This window comes from Peribacillus sp. TE19612, assembly GCF_056279465.1.
Map to the genome: position 1 here is coordinate 252,415 of NZ_JBWCCL010000009.1, position 17,833 is coordinate 270,247.

General features: G+C 42.9%; 18 protein-coding genes and 1 riboswitch. All 18 genes read right to left on the reverse strand.

Going from position 1 to position 17,833, the window contains the following annotated elements; genetic code table 11:
• Positions 1–25: 25 nt before the first annotated feature.
• Complete coding sequence (locus ACZ9AO_RS17575; protein WP_336866077.1) at positions 26–898, reverse strand: MetQ/NlpA family ABC transporter substrate-binding protein; 873 nt, start codon at positions 896–898, stop codon at positions 26–28.
• A 21-nt stretch (positions 899–919) separates the two neighbouring features.
• A complete protein-coding gene (locus ACZ9AO_RS17580) occupies positions 920–1,570 on the reverse strand; it encodes a methionine ABC transporter permease (protein WP_034304722.1) in 651 nt (216 codons plus the stop codon).
• 21 nt (positions 1,571–1,591) lie between these two features.
• Positions 1,592–2,611 carry a methionine ABC transporter ATP-binding protein gene (locus tag ACZ9AO_RS17585; RefSeq protein WP_476109605.1) on the reverse strand — a complete coding sequence of 340 codons (1,020 nt, stop codon included), beginning with the start codon at positions 2,609–2,611 and terminating at the stop codon, positions 1,592–1,594.
• A 211-nt stretch (positions 2,612–2,822) separates the two neighbouring features.
• Positions 2,823–3,104, reverse strand: a complete 282-nt coding sequence (locus ACZ9AO_RS17590; protein ID WP_476109606.1) for a hypothetical protein — start codon at positions 3,102–3,104, stop codon at positions 2,823–2,825.
• A 102-nt stretch (positions 3,105–3,206) separates the two neighbouring features.
• A riboswitch (SAM riboswitch) is annotated at positions 3,207–3,318 on the reverse strand.
• Positions 3,319–3,435: 117 nt separating this feature from the next.
• On the reverse strand, positions 3,436–3,906 hold the full coding sequence (locus tag ACZ9AO_RS17595; RefSeq protein ID WP_476109607.1) for a GNAT family N-acetyltransferase: 471 nt from the start codon (positions 3,904–3,906) through the stop codon (positions 3,436–3,438).
• A gap of 73 nt (positions 3,907–3,979) precedes the next feature.
• On the reverse strand, positions 3,980–4,348 hold the full coding sequence (locus ACZ9AO_RS17600) for a nuclear transport factor 2 family protein (RefSeq protein ID WP_289350875.1): 369 nt from the start codon (positions 4,346–4,348) through the stop codon (positions 3,980–3,982).
• A gap of 401 nt (positions 4,349–4,749) precedes the next feature.
• Positions 4,750–6,060 carry an amidohydrolase family protein gene (locus tag ACZ9AO_RS17605; RefSeq protein WP_476109608.1) on the reverse strand — a complete coding sequence of 437 codons (1,311 nt, stop codon included), beginning with the start codon at positions 6,058–6,060 and terminating at the stop codon, positions 4,750–4,752.
• A gap of 180 nt (positions 6,061–6,240) precedes the next feature.
• Positions 6,241–7,218 (reverse strand): zinc-dependent alcohol dehydrogenase family protein, encoded by a 978-nt coding sequence (locus tag ACZ9AO_RS17610; protein ID WP_476109609.1) that lies wholly within the window; start codon positions 7,216–7,218, stop codon positions 6,241–6,243.
• A 158-nt stretch (positions 7,219–7,376) separates the two neighbouring features.
• Positions 7,377–8,165: an ABC transporter ATP-binding protein gene (locus ACZ9AO_RS17615; protein ID WP_476109610.1), complete on the reverse strand. Its 789-nt coding sequence runs from the start codon at positions 8,163–8,165 to the stop codon at positions 7,377–7,379.
• A gap of 15 nt (positions 8,166–8,180) precedes the next feature.
• The gene (locus tag ACZ9AO_RS17620) at positions 8,181–9,194 is read right to left on the reverse strand and encodes a FecCD family ABC transporter permease (protein ID WP_476109611.1); all 1,014 of its coding nucleotides are present in this window, start codon (positions 9,192–9,194) and stop codon (positions 8,181–8,183) included.
• Entirely contained in the window at positions 9,191–10,195 is a 1,005-nt protein-coding gene (locus ACZ9AO_RS17625; RefSeq protein WP_476109612.1) for a FecCD family ABC transporter permease, read from the reverse strand. Before ACZ9AO_RS17625 ends, ACZ9AO_RS17620 begins: the two co-directional genes overlap by 4 nt.
• An 85-nt stretch (positions 10,196–10,280) precedes the next feature.
• Entirely contained in the window at positions 10,281–11,249 is a 969-nt protein-coding gene (locus ACZ9AO_RS17630) for an ABC transporter substrate-binding protein (protein ID WP_340877517.1), read from the reverse strand.
• 972 nt (positions 11,250–12,221) lie between these two features.
• The gene (locus tag ACZ9AO_RS17635; protein WP_251542325.1) at positions 12,222–13,067 is read right to left on the reverse strand and encodes an HAD family hydrolase; all 846 of its coding nucleotides are present in this window, start codon (positions 13,065–13,067) and stop codon (positions 12,222–12,224) included.
• A gap of 119 nt (positions 13,068–13,186) precedes the next feature.
• Positions 13,187–14,455, reverse strand: a complete 1,269-nt coding sequence (locus tag ACZ9AO_RS17640) for a PTS ascorbate transporter subunit IIC (protein ID WP_048689424.1) — start codon at positions 14,453–14,455, stop codon at positions 13,187–13,189.
• A gap of 31 nt (positions 14,456–14,486) precedes the next feature.
• Positions 14,487–14,753 carry a PTS sugar transporter subunit IIB gene (locus ACZ9AO_RS17645; protein WP_048883161.1) on the reverse strand — a complete coding sequence of 89 codons (267 nt, stop codon included), beginning with the start codon at positions 14,751–14,753 and terminating at the stop codon, positions 14,487–14,489.
• A gap of 17 nt (positions 14,754–14,770) precedes the next feature.
• Positions 14,771–15,037 (reverse strand): PTS sugar transporter subunit IIB, encoded by a 267-nt coding sequence (locus ACZ9AO_RS17650; RefSeq protein WP_048883162.1) that lies wholly within the window; start codon positions 15,035–15,037, stop codon positions 14,771–14,773.
• Entirely contained in the window at positions 15,034–17,100 is a 2,067-nt protein-coding gene (locus ACZ9AO_RS17655; protein ID WP_476109613.1) for a BglG family transcription antiterminator, read from the reverse strand. Before ACZ9AO_RS17655 ends, ACZ9AO_RS17650 begins: the two co-directional genes overlap by 4 nt.
• 317 nt (positions 17,101–17,417) lie before the next feature.
• Positions 17,418–17,600: a hypothetical protein gene (locus ACZ9AO_RS17660; protein WP_251542330.1), complete on the reverse strand. Its 183-nt coding sequence runs from the start codon at positions 17,598–17,600 to the stop codon at positions 17,418–17,420.
• Between the last annotated feature and the right edge of the window lie 233 nt (positions 17,601–17,833).

Below are 17,833 nucleotides of genomic sequence, written 5' to 3' on the forward strand. Positions count from 1 at the left end.
CTCCCCTTTTTCTTGAATACATCCATTACTTTTCATTAGCTGGTTTTGTCCATGCATCCTGGTAATTCACTAATTCATCTACAGAAACATAGGCAGGAATGGTGTTTCCTTTAAACGTTTTTTCAATGAACGCTTCCACTTCTTTCGATTGGTAAAGCTCCACTAATTTTTGCAGCTCAGGACGATCGGCATTACCCTTTTTAACTGCAATGATATTAATATATGGTTTCGCCGTTTTACTTTCATGGAATAAAGAATCTTTTAATGTAAGGCCTGCTTCGACGGCAAAGTTATTATTGATAGCTGAAGCATCGGCATCATCCAATAGACGCGGTGTATTGCCGGCAGCAACAGGTTGGATTTTCAAGTTTTTCGGATTTTCCTTAATGATTTCCAATGATCCCGATCCATTGAATTCTTCTTTCAATGTAATCAATCCAGCTTCCTGAAGCAGGAGCAGTGCACGGCCAAAGTTTGTTGCTTCATTCGGAACGGCTACCGTAGCACCATCCGGAAGATCTTTGAGACTTTTATGTTTTTTCGAATAAAGGCCCATAGGTGCAATGACAGTCGACCCGATGGCCTCCAATTTCAGATTTTGATCTTGAACGAATTCATCGAAATAGGCGACCGTTTGGAATGAATTGGCATCAATTTCACCTTCACTTAACGCAAGGTTCGGTTGGATATAATCATTGAAAGTGACCAGTTCGATATTAAGCCCTTCCTCTTTCGCCAAATCGACAATGTATTCCCATGTTCTCGTATCCCCGCTGCTGACACCGACTTTCACTGTTTTCACATCATCCGAACTCCCTGATGCACCCTCTTCGTTCCCGCATGCTGCAGCCACGATGGCCAATGCCAATACCATGATCGTTAATAAGATTTTTTTCATTTTTCCAACCTCCTGTTATTTTTATCTTCTTCTGATTTTTCTTGAAACAAAATTCCCGGTGGATTGCAATAATTGAACGATGATCACGAGCGCCGCTACTGTGACGATCATCGTCATCGTATCGAACCTTTGGTAACCGTAAGCCAAGGCTAAATCCCCGACCCCGCCGGCACCGACGGCACCTGCCATCGCCGTAGATCCAACAAGCCCGATTGTCGCTGTTGTAAATGTTAGGATCAACGAGCTAAGTCCCTCGGGAATCAAAAAGCGGTAAATGATTTGCCATGTTGTCGCCCCCATCGCCTGAGCTGCCTCGATGATCCCTTTGTCCACTTCCAACAGCGAGTTTTCCACAAGCCGGGCAATATAAGGAGCCGCGTAAAAGATTAGCGGAACAATGGCCGCATTCGTTCCGATCGCACTGCCGACAATCATTCTTGTAAACGGAATGAGTGCTACAAGCAAGATGATGAAAGGAACGGACCGCAGGATATTGATGATCGGGTTCAATACATTAAAAATCCATTTATTCTCCAGGATGTGACCCTTTCTTGTAATGACAAGCAGGATACCGAGCGGAAGCCCGATCAATCCGGAAAATATCAATGAGATGGCTACCATATAAAGTGTGTCACCGAAAGCTGTCGACAGCTGCTCTGCCGTTATTTCCATTCCCCAAAGCGTATTACCCATTTATACTTGCACCTCCTGGACGAGAATCCCCTCATCTTTAATATATTGATAAGCCTTGTCGACCTCATTTTTGCTCCCCGTCACTTCAATGATCAAATTCCCGAAAGGAGTTTCCTGGATTTCAGAAATATTGGCTGATAAGACACTTAAATGAACATCATATTTCTTCGAGATGGTTGAAAGTAAAGGAGTACCCGAAGTAGTTCCAATAAAATTAATTTTCCAAATAATCGGGATATGGGACCCTATGCTTTTTAAGAAACTTTGTGGAATTTCGTCATGTATGACCGTTCTCACGAAGTTTTTTGCAATATCCGTTTGCGGCTTGGCAAAAACTTCGAAAACCGAACCTTGTTCAACGACGCAGCCGCCCTCCATGACCGCTACCTTATTGCAAATTTCCCGAATGACAGACATCTCATGAGTGATTAGCAAAATGGTGATATTGTATTCTTTATTAATTTTTTTTAATAGCTGCAGAACTGCACTCGTTGTTTGTGGATCCAATGCCGACGTAGCTTCATCACACAATAAGATCGATGGATTCGTAGCCAATGCCCTCGCAATGCCGATCCGCTGCTTTTGCCCGCCGGATAATTGTTCCGGATAACTCTTTGCTTTGCTCGATAAGCCAACGAACTCCAACAGCTCGCCTACACGTTTTTGAATTTCCTTAGCTGGAGTAGTTCCCGATAAAACCAGCGGCATGGCAATATTATCAAAAACAGTTTTTGAGTTTAGTAAGTTGAAATGCTGAAAGATCATCCCGATTTTTTTCTTTTCTGCCCGTAATTCCTTCGGGCTTAATTTGGTTAAATCCTTGCCCCCAACAACCACCGAACCATCTGAAGGATGTTCAAGCAAATTGACCAACCTGATCAACGTACTCTTTCCGGCCCCGCTATAACCGACTACCCCGAATATATCCCCCTTTTCCACTGTCAAATCAATGCCCTTCAAAGCCTCGACAGTCTGTTTCTTTGTTTGATAAACCTTTTTAACACCTTGAAACTCAATCATCCAATCTCCCCCCATGCTGTTTATTTGTACGAATTCCTTATCCAGAGAGAAGAGCTTTGCAACGCTTCATAATGATAGGGTTAAATTCTGTCAAACTTACGAGTAAATCTGCGAAATTCACGAGTAAATGCACCAAACTCACGAGTAATTGCGCCAAACTCACGAGTAATTACGTGAAACTCACGAGTAACTGCGCCAAACTCATGAGTAATTACGTGAAACTCACGAGTAATTGCGCCAAACTCACGAGTATTGCGCGAAACTCACGAGTAATTGCGCCAAACTCACGAGTAATTGCGCCAAACTCACGAGTAATTGCGCCAAATTCACGAGTAAATGCACCAAACTTACGAGTAAATCTGCGAAATTCACGAGTAAATGCACCAAACTCACGAGTAATTGCGCCAAACTCACGAGTAACTGCGCGAAACTCACGAGTAATTACGTGAAACTCACGAGTAATTGCGCCAATTCTCCAAATAACCATATACATTTTGAATAAACAAAAGAGGCCTCTTCCGTCATCAGACAGAAGAGGCCTCTTTTAGACATAAAAAAGAGTAAACTCTTAAATTAATTATCTAAGAAAAGCTCCTTCTTATCTTTCAAACTTTCGTCCGTTGGAATTAGCACAGTATTTTTACAAAAGTAAAAACCCGCTGCCGAGGTATCATAGGGCCAAGTCCCTCCACATCTCTTGATAAGAATTAACGTTATATTTAATTATGTCCTTCACTATATATTCTAATTTCGCTAAAGTCAACCATATTTTTCATCGCGATAAATAGTTTCATAGTATAGTGAATCGACACTTTTTAATTATATCAATATAATGATTTGCTCATTCTCCATACAGGGTATTTTTCATTTTCTTCCCTAATCTTCACCATGCCTGAATTCGTATATAAAGAAATCGCCCTTTGATTATCCGGAGAAACCCTTAAATGATATTCGGATACATTAAATTGCCTGAAAAAGTTTTCTGCGTAGCGAACCAATTCCTTGCCAAGGCCTTTACTGCGGTATTCGGGAATAAGATAAAATAGATTCACATAGCCAATTTCAGTTCCTTCATACTCCCGAATTTGAAGTTCCATTTGTCCAATCGGTTCTTGGTCCTTTTCAATGATCACCTGTCCATCCGGAAATTTGCGGACCCTTTCTTCCATTCGTTGCAGATATGCATGTTCATCTCCAAAACCAGCATCAGTTCCAAAACTTACAACAAAGGAATCTTTCCGGAAATTAATGATAGTATCTTTATCTTTGTCCGTATCAATGGTACGAAAAATCAACTTCATCCACCCTTATCATTTTAGTGAAATAGTTTTCAAGCAGGAAAAACTTTCTTTTTCATAAATAAAAGGCTTAAAGAGGCCCTTTTGTTTTTGTGCCTTGATGAAAAAACATCTGCCATCTTCCATTCGCACATTTCCAGATTGAACTTCTTAAGGTATGTTCCAGCTTATCTTCATCAAAAATCCGGTATGTAGTTAACACGGTATCATCAGACAATGGATGCATCTCAAATTGACTTAATGTCATGTTCACCGCTCCGGCTCCCTCTTGACCCATAAAATCGCTTTTTGACCATATGTTACCCGAACTGCCGAACTCAAAGAAATCATCTTTCAATAAGGATGAAAGCACTTCTGGGGATGTACGAACTTCAGATTTTAACAATTTCTCCTCCAGCTGATACAAATGCTCTTTTAACAATGAAGATTCCCTGTCCATTCATCTTATCCTCCTTTTTCAACCATTTCCCTCGAAGAAACGAAATAGGAAAATCGTAAATAATTAATACGTAGATTTTCAGTAATTCATGAACCATGCGATTTAAGATTTTTTATCCAGCTGCTTGCTGATTAGCAGTTGGCTCATCTTGCGGTCAGCGGCATTTTCTCGTTTTTAACCGTTTTTGCCGTCCCCATTTTATTACTATTTTTAGCTGGCTTACTTCGTAACTGGACTCACAACGGATTTCTAAGTAAACCATTTATTCCACAATACTAGCGGCCATTCCTTTTTTACTGCCATTCGATACCTCTAAATAATTACTCCCGCAACCCATAAAAAAAAGGAGCTGCAAATGGCAGCTCCTTTCTTCTGTGCATCCGGTTGTTCTCCCATCAGTGTTATCGTGATAGGGTTCCTTGAAGACGATTGGTTTCGGCGATTACTTTTTCTTCATCGATCGTTAAGCAGCGGCCATCTTTCACGACCATTTTGCCATCGATGTATACATCACATACGTCATTTCCGCGCGCTGCATAAAGAAGGTGCGAATAGGCTTCACTCAGTGGCTGCAGGTGTTCTTTGTTATATGGGTAAATGGTGATGAAATCTGCTTTTTTACCAGCTTCCAGTGATCCTGTATGACCCATGCCTATCGCTTCGGCGCCCATTCTTGTGGCCATGGCGAGTGCTGTTTGGGCAGGGAATTTTGTGGCATCCTTATACATTCCCTTTTGCAGTAATGCGGCTGTCCTCATTTCTTCGAACATATCGAAGTTGTTATTGGAGGCGACGCCATCTGTTGCCACTCCCACTTTAATGCCTGCATCAAGAAGGCTGACGACATCTGCTATCCCAGATCCGAGCTTCAGGTTACTGATTGGATTATGGGCAACGCGAACATCATGCTGTTTTAGGATCGCCCGTTCTTCATCATTAAGGACCACACCATGTGCCATGACGGTAGGCTGATCGAACAGGCCTAGACGGCGAAGGTGCTCGACAGGACGGGATCCGTAACGTTTTTGGATGTCGAGGATTTCAAAGTCCGTTTCCGATACGTGGATGTGCACCATCAAATCATTCTCTTTTGCAATTCGTGCACTTTCCATGATCGCTTCAGGTGTGCAGGCATATGGGCTATGTGGTGCAACCATGGTAGTCAGGCGGCCATCGGCAAATGTTTTATAGTTTTTTGAAAACTGCTCAGCCCCCATGAGGTTCGCTTTCTGGTCTTTTTCGGTACCCAAGCTGAAGATCGTATAGGAAAAGGCTCCGCGCATTCCTGTTTTGCCTATCGTCTCCATGACAGCACCTGCATCTATTCCATTAGGATTGAACATATCCGAAAATGTCGTGGTTCCTGATTTCATCATTTCCATAATGCCTAGCTGTGAACTTACAGAGGCGATTTCCGTTGTAAACTGGCTTTCGATCGGCCATATTTTCGTTTCAAGCCATGGCTTCAGCAGCATATCGTCCCCGATACCGCGTAAAAGGGTCATTACAATATGCGAATGGGCATTCACAAGGCCTGGCATGATCCATTTCCCGCCAAGGTTGACCACATGATCTGCATCTGCCAATTGTTGTTCATCATGCTGGCCGATGTAGGATATGGTATGATCTTGTACAATCATCATGCCGTTTTCAATGATTTGGTTTTCCTTGTCCATCGTAAAAAATGTAGCATTCACATATATTGTTTTCATAAGTATTTCCTCCAAAGTCGTATCAGTATCAACATGTCCTATTCCGCATTCTAAACTAGCACCTTACAGGTAATCAAGTAATTCCATATTATCAGGGGCCATTTCCATTTACCTTAGGAACCTATTGGAAGAGCACCAAGATGAATGCTTCCTTCAATTAAGTGGTTATCCTTTGCGAAATCAGCTGCTTAAAAATATCTTCCCTTTATTGCTCGTGACAATAATCGCTTCTTGAACATCTTGAAGGCTGTAGTGGGAATCCGGCATCATGAACTTCAACTTTTCATCTGCAATGAACCCCATCAAAAGGTTAAATGTTTCATGCCAAGTTCGAACGGAAGCCTGCTGATTCCAATGCCGAAGATGAAACATTCTAACATCCACTTTTGTCCTTTGTGAAATTTTCGCCCAATTCACAGACTGTCCTGATAAAAGGCCAATCGTTAATAAGATGCCATTAGGCCGTACACAAAAAGCTAGTTCTGAACCATCGATGCCGCCCACTGAATCTATGGCCGCTTTCGCGCCGTGCCCATTCGTCATTTCCATCACTGTATCATGCAATGATGATCGGGATGTATCGATCACATATGACGCACCAAGTTCAAGCAGTTCTTCCGTATACTTATCGTTTCTCGTTACAGCAATCAGCTTAAATCCAAGAATCTTGGATAACTGGGCGAGTATACGGCCAATGGAAGATCCGCAAGCATTTACGAGTAATACATCATCCGGTTTCAAAGTTAATACTTCAGTACAGATTAGCCATGCGGTTATCGGGTTTATATATAACTGCGCTGCTATATGGCCTTCAATCGAATCCGGAATGACGATCGCCAGTTCCGCTGATGTTTTAACATAATCCTGCCAGGTCCCTTCACCGCGCAAAGGCAGAACTCGCTTGCCTATCAGCTCTTTCGAAACCGCTGGACCCACCTCTTCTACAATGCCTACCCCTTCATAACCAGGTATGGAAGGCAAAGGGATTCGGTGGGAATAGGCACCGCGAATGGGCAGCAAGTCAGACGGATTAATGGGACGTGTGATCATCCGAACGAGGACTTCCCCCTCGAAAGGTTTTTGAATACATTTATTTTCAACTTTTAAAACCGTTTGCGGATCCCCAAACTCATAGAATTTAATACATTTGGCTTCCATAACAAGTCTCCTTTAATATATAAGTCTTTCCATTTTAACATTTAAACTCTTGATCTAAAATATCTTGGCAACTCCTATCCAACATTCGTAAATAAGAAAAAAAAGCCAACAATGAATATGTTGACTTAATTATTTCGGCACGGCCGGCGCTAGTTTTTCTAATCCTGAGATAAACCAATGGGAATGCATAGAGGCGTTTGATCAACAGGGTTTTCAATAATACAGCATTCCAGTCTGAAAACGTCCTTGATCATCTCTTTTGTGAATACCGTTTCAGGCGGTCCCTCTTTATAGATTTTTCCCTGCTTGATGCTAATCAGATGATCGGCATACTGTGCCGCTTGATTCAAATCATGCAGAACCATGACAATCGTGCGTCCATACGTTTCGTTTAAATCACGCAGTAATTCCAATATTTCAATTTGGTGCGCTAAATCTAGATAGGTTGTCGGTTCATCTAACAGTAAAAGGTCGGTTTCTTGTACCAAGGCCATCGAAATCCATGCTCTTTGCCTTTGTCCTCCAGATAATGCATCCAATGTCCGATCAGCGAACTCCGTCATTTTTGTTGCTGATAAGGCATGGTCGACAATCCTATGATCTTCTGGGGTTTGTCTGGAAAATAAGCCTTTGTGCGGATGCCTGCCATAATAGCATAGTTCTTTAACGGTTATATCTTCCGGAGCTTCCGGAGCTTGGGGTAAGATGGCCAATTTCTTGGCCACTTCTTTGGAAGATTGCTGATGAATGGCCTTTCCATCTAAATAGATCGTGCCTTGCTGCGGCATCAATAATCTAGCTAGAGACCGCAGAATGGTAGATTTTCCACAACCATTGGAACCAATGATTATACTGATCTTACCTTCAGGAATTTCCAAATCGATATTATCAATGATTTGAGTTGCCCCATAAGAGAGCGAAAGATGCTCTGCTGATAATGTTGTCATGATATTCAGCCTTCCTTATGTTATTTTTCTTTCACGGCGCAATAGATATAAAAAATATGGTACACCAATCACCGCAGTGATAATTCCGGCGGGGATTTCTATTGGAGGGAATAATCCTCTTCCCAGGCTATCGGCAACAAGTAGAAAGATCGAACCAAAAAGAGCTGAAGCAGGAAGTAAAACCTTGAATTTTGACCCTACCACTCTCCTTGCAATATGGGGGGCGATCAAACCAATGAACCCGATCGAACCAACCGCAGCTACACAGACTCCGATCAATATGACAGAAACACTTAACAATATATAACGCAGTAATTTTGACCTTTCACCGAGACCTGTAGCTATATCGTCTCCAAGGCTCAGTACATCCATTTTAGAAGTTAATGCAATCAATACCGGTACAAGCACAAGACATGGAAGCAAAATGAATACTTGATCCCATCCTCTTCCCCATAGACTGCCAGTCAACCACAGCAGTGTCGTGTTTACATCATCCGGGAACTTGACCATGAAATACTCTATGCCAGCTTGACATATGGCGCCTAAAGCGATTCCGACCAAAGCTATCGTATTTGGTTGTGCTCCTTTTTTATAAACAAATATCATCAAAATGGCCGCCATGACCGCCGCTCCGATAAATGCTGAAAGAGGCAGTATGAAAATGGGCGATTGCGGAAATAAAACAATGACGATAACTGCTGCCAATCCGGCCCCTTTTGTTACCCCAATCACATCTGGAGAAGCCAGCGGATTTCGAAGGACTCCTTGCAGAATGGCTCCGGCCGTTGCCAATCCGGCCCCCACTATCACGGCAATTAGAATGCGCGGTATGCGATAGTTGTGCAGAATGAATGTCTGGCTTTGCATGCCATTTCCAAGGAAATTTTGGAGAATTTCTAAAGGTGAAATATAAATGGCCCCTAAGCCCAGGCTCACCATTGCTAAAATCAGCATGGTAACCGACAGCAACAGGATAATGGAATAAGGGGGCAAAGTTGATTTCAACCCAAATGTCCGTTTTAGTTTCATTGCTTAATATTCCTCCCTCTCTTCGCTAAATAAAGGAAGAATGGCGCACCGATTATAGCGGTTACGATGCCTACCGGCGACTCAAAAGGATAAGCGATGAAACGTGCGAGAATATCTGCGTAAACTAAGAGTAAAGCGCCGAATAATGCAGAAAAAGGAATGATCCTTCGATAATCCCCGCCCACCAGTCTCCTGACGATATGAGGAATGATCAATCCCACAAATCCCACTGGGCCTGCGACGGCAACCGAAGATCCTGCCAAAATGATCACCAATATTCCTGCCAAAATCCGGATTCGGTACACCCGCTGCCCAAGTCCCTGCGCCATATTTTCTCCTAAAACAAGGATGGAAACAGATCGAGAGAACATGGCAGCAACAAGCAGACCGAAAAGAGACCAAGGAAGGATCATGTTCACGTGCGCCCATGTTTTTCCACTAATAGACCCGACTAACCAATAGAGCACATCTTTCGCTTGTTCACTAAATATGATCATGCCTTGCGTTAAAGAAGATAAAAAAAAGTGAACAGCCATTCCAGCCAATGCCAGCTTCACTTGGGTCATTCCTCCGCCCGAAGCAAAAGAATAGACTGCCATCCCTCCCACTGCTGCACCAATGAATGCAACGCAAACTAGATACACGGAAGAAAGGTTAGGAAAGAAAACAAAAGCTGACACAATAAAAAATGAGGCACCGGCATTAACACCAAACACTTGCGGAGAAGCTAATGAATTCCGGGTAATAGCCTGCATGAGGGCACCCGCTACCGCTAAATTAGCACCGACCAACGCTCCAACTAAAGCTCGTGGCAATCGAAGAGTCCTTATAATAGTCTGTTCCTTGGACGAGTCGGCATCAAAAAAGGACTTCAAAACCATTGATGCATCAATATCGGCCGCTCCCACAGAAATACTCGCCAGGATGCCTAAAATTAACAAAACGATTCCAGCTATAGCCGTACATAATACTTTCAGTTTACTTCTACCTACAGTTTCCATTGACCATACAACACACTTCCTGACAAAATTTAATCCTAATGGAAAGCGAAGTAAGAATGGGATCTCTTACTTCGCTTTTGTTCGTCTATTCTTCTCCAAGCATTTTTAAAGTGTCTTTAGCAATGGCCTCTGCGGATACAACACCGCGGTATCTCGTCCATAAATCTCGATCAACACTATACACTTGTCCGTTTTTTACAGCCTTCAAGTCTTTCCAAAGAGGATTGTCTTTCCACTCATCAGTAAGTAACTTACCCTCATTGTTCGCTAAAAGCAGCACATCCGGATCAATCTCGACAAGCTGCTCCAGATTCATCTCGGCATGTGGCAGTTCCTGCTGAATGGCATTTTTCAATCCCATGCGCTCAAGCAATTCTCCATCATAAGAAGATGAAGTATGGGCTTGGAATGAAGTATCTCGTACAACTGCTGGTAAAACCGTCATATTTGAATCAACAGTAAGCTTTGATTTAAGTTCCTTAATCGTTTTTTCATGCTCGCTCAATCTTTTTGCTGCAGCATCTTCCTGGTTTACTGCCTTTGCAATCGTTTTAAATGAATCCAGATTTTCTTGATAGGTAGATTCCCGGCTTTTTAAAACGATGGTAGGAGCAATCTGCTGTAAATCTTTATAAATCCCTTTATGCCGCTCAGCATCCGCAATGATTAAATCCGGCTGTAAAGAACTGATCACCTCTAAATTTGGCTGCTCGCGTGTTCCTACAGAAGTATAATCCATCTCTTGACCTACAAGTTTTGTAATCATCTCTTTTTTGTTGTCATCCGAAATCCCGATAGGTTTTATCCCTAGGGCGTTTAAAGAATCAACGAAAGATAACTCAAGTGTAACTATTTTTTTCGGAGTATCTTTCATTTCCGTTTCTCCCATTTCATGCTTAATCGTCCTTATTTCTTGATTACTTGTATCAGCAGAAGTCTTCTCTGCTTCTGTTGTTTTTTGAGAATTATTACATCCTGATAACATCACCATAATAGCAAGTAACAGGATGAATGCTCCTCCCCCAAACGTTCTTACTTTTCTAGATTCCCTCATATTTTGCACCCTTCCCGTCATCTATATCTTCTTCACGAGTTAATCATAATTGAAAATGATTATCATTATCCTGCTGTTATGATAAAGTCATAGATTGATACGGTCAATATTAATGAAATTTTGTGAATAAAAATCATTATGGCCATTAAGACAATCTGCATGCATTTTATTGATAACGTGAAGTAAATTGGACCCTATGATAGTCTTAGATTATCAAGATTTACCAGCGTCGATTTCCACTCCAGGCACTCGCTTTCCACGGGCGGTCCGCGAGCCTCCTCGGCATGCGCCTGCGGGGTCTCCCCTTGACGCGCTTTTCCCGCAGGAGTCTCGCACCTTCCGTTCCAATTATTAATTTTCAGGTAAAACATTGTGTACAAAACCAAATATTAATTAATATTAATTTGACGATCAGCCTTAAATGACATAGTAGTTTTATTAAATATAGCATCCGACTCAAACTAAAAAAGAGCAAACCCGTTAAGGACTGCTCTCTCCTGTTTCTAAGAATCATTTTCTATTAATCAGCATCTCTTCAAGAGGAAATTCTTCATTGGAAGCTTCTTTTTTTGAGCGTTTTATGGAGGTTTTGATAAGAATGGTTGAAGCAATTGATAATGCCCCCATGATCAGGTAACCTGTGGATCTTGAAAACACTTCAATCAAGATGCCAATTAGGACTGGACCTAAAAACGTTCGGTGTTGATTTCAGAAATCCGCTCCCTTTCCGCCGGCTGTCTGCCAAGCCGCATCAAAGCAAGCGTCTGTGGGGTCTCGTCTAGCCAGTTATTCGGCAGGAGTGTCGCAAATTTCTTCAATCCTTTGAGGGTTTCAAACAGTTTAAAACCATTAAGGAATCTTGTTTAATATCAAGGTCCGGAATGATACCATTCCGGACCCCTTTTGTAGACATAATTAAGTTGTCAAAACTTATACGTTGTTTAGAACGTAAGACACTCGCCCTTCCAGATTTCAGTGAAACTTAGCCTTTAAAAAGCGATACAGTCCATCTTCTCGATATGAATACTCCGTCACTTCATCGGCTTGTTCTTTGACAAGGTCAGTGGCGTTTTTCATGGCAACGCAATGTCCGGCGAGTTTAAATAGCGGGAGGTCATTTTCGCCATCGCCTACTGCCAGGATATTTTCAGGTGCTAGCTGAAAATGTTTCAGCAGCAGTTGAACGCCTGTTGCTTTTGTGATGCCTTCCACGGTCACTTCTACATTATGATGGGTGGAGGAAGCTGTGGTAAAGGCATTGTACTGCTTGATTTTCCCCAACTCCGCTTTCCATTTTCGAATCGTATTCATTTCATTGCTGAAAAAGTAAATCTTGGCGACGCTGCTTATATCCAGTTGTTCTGACCATCTTATTTTGTCTTCGACTGCATCCTGTCTTGATAGCCATTCATTTTCATCGACTGTCTCAGGTTTTGGTATCAAACCTTGTTTAACCATATAGTCTTTATCTTTAAGTAATGCCATCCGTGTTCCTTCGTTCGGATGAACTTCGTAAAAAATCTCTTCCGCTCCTGCTTTGGCGACCAATTCTTCGACAAGTTCCGTCGACAGGGCGTGTTCGACAATCTGTTTCTTTCCGATGAATACGGACATTCCATTGGCGGTGACCATTCCATCGGCCTCCATGCCGGCCGGCAAAACGTCCCTCACCTCTTCCAGCGTTCTTCCTGTTGCAATGAAAATCAGCTTACCGCTTTCCCTAAGTTCGCCTATGTATTGTTCCAGCGTCTCATTCACAGTATTTCTTTCGTTCAATGTCGTGCCATCCAAATCGAGCACAATTGCCTTGTTGGCCATGCCAATCACCTCAAAAATCAGAATGATGATGAAAATGCCAACAGCCCATTATCTATAAGATCTTAGGCTGTTGGTTTCATTCATATATTTTTATTTCTGTACCTTATCAGTATAACAGTTTAGGATAATCCTAAAAGTTTCATGACACTCAGGATCAAGAGACCTACCACACCGAAGTCCGAATCACCAAATGTGGTGCCTTCAAACCCTACATCCCCCAAGAAGACCAGGAGTATTGCCGGCAGGAAACTGATGATGAGTCCGTTGGCAAACGATCCAAGCATCGCTCCGCGTCTGCCTCCCGTGGCATTTCCGAAAACACCTGCTGCAGCTCCGGTGAAGAAATGCGGTACGAGCCCTGGAACGATTACTTTCAATCCAAGTGCCGGAAGGAGGAACATGGATAATAGTCCAGCCAAGAAACTGAATAGAAACCCGATGATCACTGCATTTGGAGCGAATGGAAAGATGGTCGGACAGTCCAATGCAGGTTTTGTATTCGGTGCCACTTTATCGGCAATCCCTTTGAATGCAGGGACGATTTCAGCAATTAACATCCGTACTCCTGCAAGGATGATGTAGACTCCTGCAGCAAATGTTATCGCCTGGATGAAAGAGAATACGATGAAGTTCGAACCGCCGGATAATTCCGTTTCAATATAGTTCTGCCCGGCAAACAATGCGACGATCACGAAGAACATCGTCATCGTAAGCGATACAGCGACCGATGTGTCCCTCAGGAATCCTAAAGACTTTGGAACCTTGATTTGTTCTGTCGTTTTTTCCTTATTTCCAAACCATTTTCCCACAGTCGCGGATACGAAATATCCGATTGTCCCGAAATGGCCGATGGCAAAATCATCGCTGCCGGTAATCTTCCGTACGTATGGCTGAAGGAGGGCTGGGAACAACACCATGCATACTCCTAATAGAATGGAGCCGACCAAGATAAGCGGAAATCCGCTGAGCCCGCCGACGGATAGGGTGACTGCAAGTAAACAAGCCATGAATAAGGTATGGTGTCCCGTTAAAAATATATATTTAAATGGCGTGAATCGAGCAAGCAAAACATTGACAACCATCCCAAATACCATGATAAGTGCAGTCGAAGTCCCAAAATCACTTTGGGCGGCTGCGACAATGGCTTCGTTATTCGGTATGACGCCTTGTACGTTGAATGCATGATCGAACATTTTACTGAATATATCAAGGGCGCCAATGAGCACTGCCGCTCCCGCTCCGATGATAATGAAGCCCATGACGGTTTTTAGCGTTCCAGATACGACATCCGCACTGGATTTCCGCTGTAACAGCAGTCCGATGAGGGCAAACAGCCCCACAAGTATGGAAGGTGTGCCCAAGATGTCATTCATGATAAGTTCCAGCATTGCCTCTCCCCCTCTTCTTTATGTTTTCTTCTTATAGATGTGAAGCCAATTTCGATGTGATTTCAGGAATGCTCATCATGTTTTCCAGTGTGACGATCGTCCGGGTTCCATCATCCAGCTGACCGACAATATCCGCCGCTCCCAGGAAAATATCGGCCTGAACCGTTTTTGCTGATGCCAGATCCGTATGATCCACCTCTGCTGTCTTCCCCATTTCCGTCAATGCTTTCTTCACATTCATCTCCATGATGAAGCTGCTTCCCAATCCATTACCGCATACTACCATGATTTTCTTCATATCAATCTCTCCTTTTTTTATCCTACATGCATTTCCAATTTAGATTTGATTTCTGGGATGCTCATCATGTTCTCCAATGTGACGATCGTCCGGGTTCCATCATCCAGCTGGCCGACAATATCCGCTGCCCCCAGGAAAATGTCAGCTTGAACCGTTTTTGCGGATGCGAGATCCGTATGATCCACCTCGGCCGTCTTCCCCATTTCCGTCAATGCTTTCTTCACATTCATCTCCATGATGAAGCTGCTTCCCAATCCGTTTCCGCATACTACCATGATTTTCATTCCGCTTCCTCCTTCGAATATTTATGAACGTACTCCATAAGGACCGATTTATCTGAAGTGCTTAAGATTTCTTTTATATTGGCCGGCTCATTCAATAATTGAGTGAGCTGGATCAATGCCCGCAGATGCGAATCGTTATCTACGGCCGCCAAAATGATAATCAGGCGGACCGGTTTATCCGGAGCAAAGTCCACGGCCTCATCCAATTTCAGCAAACTCATGGATAAAGACCTGACCCCCTGCTCCGGACGTGCATGGGGAATCGCCACTCCAGGCGTTATCACTACATATGGCCCATTCGTTTCTATGGCCTCGATCATGGCATCCACATATCGTTCTTCGACGGTACCTAAGTCCACGAGAGGCTTGGCCGCGACTTGAATGGCTTCTTTCCAATCGGAAACTTGCTGCTGTAATTGGATCGTTTGCATATTGAGCAGTTCTTCTAACACGGGCTTCTCTGCCTCCTTTAAAGAAAATTGGGTTATTTTTGGTGTATGGGTATACACATTCGATTTCAAAGCCTTTTCAAGCTGATCCTGTTCATGGATGGTTGCATACTTGGAAATGATCTTTAATAAAGCTGCAACATCCACACTTTCCGTCGTATATCCATACAATTCCTGCATGACTTGCTGGCGCAATGTATGTTTGTCCTGCATTTCCAAAATCGGCGGTACAACGAATAATGCCGCTTTTGTTCTCATATGCACCGTCGAGAAAACAAGATCGTACGACAGCGGGTATTCAGCTGCATTTCTAACGGACAAAACATCCAGGAACAAAATATCGGGAAATAATTCCCTCAATGTATAAATGAGGATATTACTGATGCCGATACCATTCGGGCATACGACAATCGCCCGTTTTCGATCATCCAATGTTGTCCCTTGCCTGCGCAGCCAGCCGCCAAAATAAATCGTGAAATAGGCCACTTCTTCTTCCGATACTGGACAGCCAACCTCTTTCTCCAACACCCACAGGGATTTTTTTGTCAAATGATGCAGTTCGGGATATACCTTCTGCACCCGTCCCGTCATCGGGTTCATTTGCGGGAGACCATACCGCAGGCGATAATATGCCGGTTTAAAATGAACGTATAATTGCTGGCATAGCTGCTCTTTGTCTTTCAGGTGAACAAATGCCAGCCTCTCGAACTCTTCCACGATTTCCTGCAATAAGTGTTGAATGACTTCATCATCCTTAAGAGGGGAAATATCCTTCGTTCGATTCATGCTCAATAAATGTAAGGCTGCGTATAAGTTTTCCGTTTCACTCCATACTGATTGAAAGGCATTCGTCCTGGTCATCTCCTCAACCAGTTTGTATTCTTCCGTCGCAACAAACGGCGCCCAGCTCTGGTCGGCCTGTAACTCTTCCCCTTTTCCTATGAGCTGATCTGTACATAGAAATAAATAGCTCAGTTCATGAAGCCGTTCATCCGTAAAGGTGATGCCCAATTTACGTTCGGCCCTTTCAAGCTGTAACCGGATCGAGCTGATTTGCTTTTCATGATTTCCCCATATGCACTCCATGATCCAGTCACTATTGGGACTGTTCAGTACATCATGCACGAGACGTTCAATGATATATCTCTTTGTTCGGCTTTCCCCAATCACCACGTAGCCATCTTGTTTGGAATACTGGATCTTGAGCGATATGTCCCTGTTTTTCTCTTTAAGTCTTTTTAAATCCTTCAGCACCGTATTTCGCGAAACCCCGGTGATCGTCTGGAAATAATAGACGGACAATTCTTCTTGGCTTAACAGGATCATGAGGTAAAAAACCTTTTCCCTATCTGTCTCTGAAAATATATAATTGCGTTTTGTCAGTTTTACATTCAATTCTTCATCCCTGATTGTTTCAGAAAAGGAGTAGCCCATTTCACGATTATATTGAATCGGTTGATATCCATGAAATTGGAGCCAGTCATTCGCTTTGCTCAATCCATATTGAATCTGCCTTCTCGTCAGACCTGTTTGGGCTTCAAGTTCTTTCATTTTTGAAATGGGCGAATGCTGTAATAGTTTTAGTAAATTGGCGCTTCTTTCATCTAAAAACATTCTCAATCCCTCTCCCTGCTTCTACGATATCTCACTTCTTATTAAAAATGTAGCGTTTCTCAGTCCGAATGTTGTCATAGGTACTGCACAATAATATACTCTTTAAACATTTGTGCACAATACCGCATGTAATCAGTTTTCAGTACAGGATATATTTGGAAGATGTGTACTTATACAGTTTGGAGGCGAGTGAGGTCATGAGGCCGAGGTATAAAAGTGAATCGGAGATGAAGCTGAGGGATTGAAATGAGCCGTTTTAAAGGGCTAAACCTAGCTTTCATCTAATCAAAATGAAAGGGAAATCAACGTTCATATTTTTACAAAACCTCAAGAAGAAGTAGCTTGATTTCAGAAATCCGCTCCCTTTCCGCCGACTGTCTGCCAAGCCTCCTTGACGCAAGCGTCTGTGGGGTCTCGGCTAGCCAGTTATTCGGCAGGAGTGTCGCAAATTTCTTCAATCCAATATGGTTTCGTCCCATATAAAACAATAAAAAAATCATGAAGGATAACCAAATTTTGTTTTAAAAGATTGGAACAGGAGTGTATTTAGGGGAGACCCCGACCGCGGAAAGCGAGTGCCTGGACGGACAAATTGTGCTCATACTAAAAAACTGTAGGCAAACCCGATTTTCATCGAGCTGAACTGCCCCGTAAATGTTAGACACCAAACTAACATTTACGGGGTGTTTTTTATGGCTAATTTTTCTGCCGAACAGAAAATATTCATTGTACG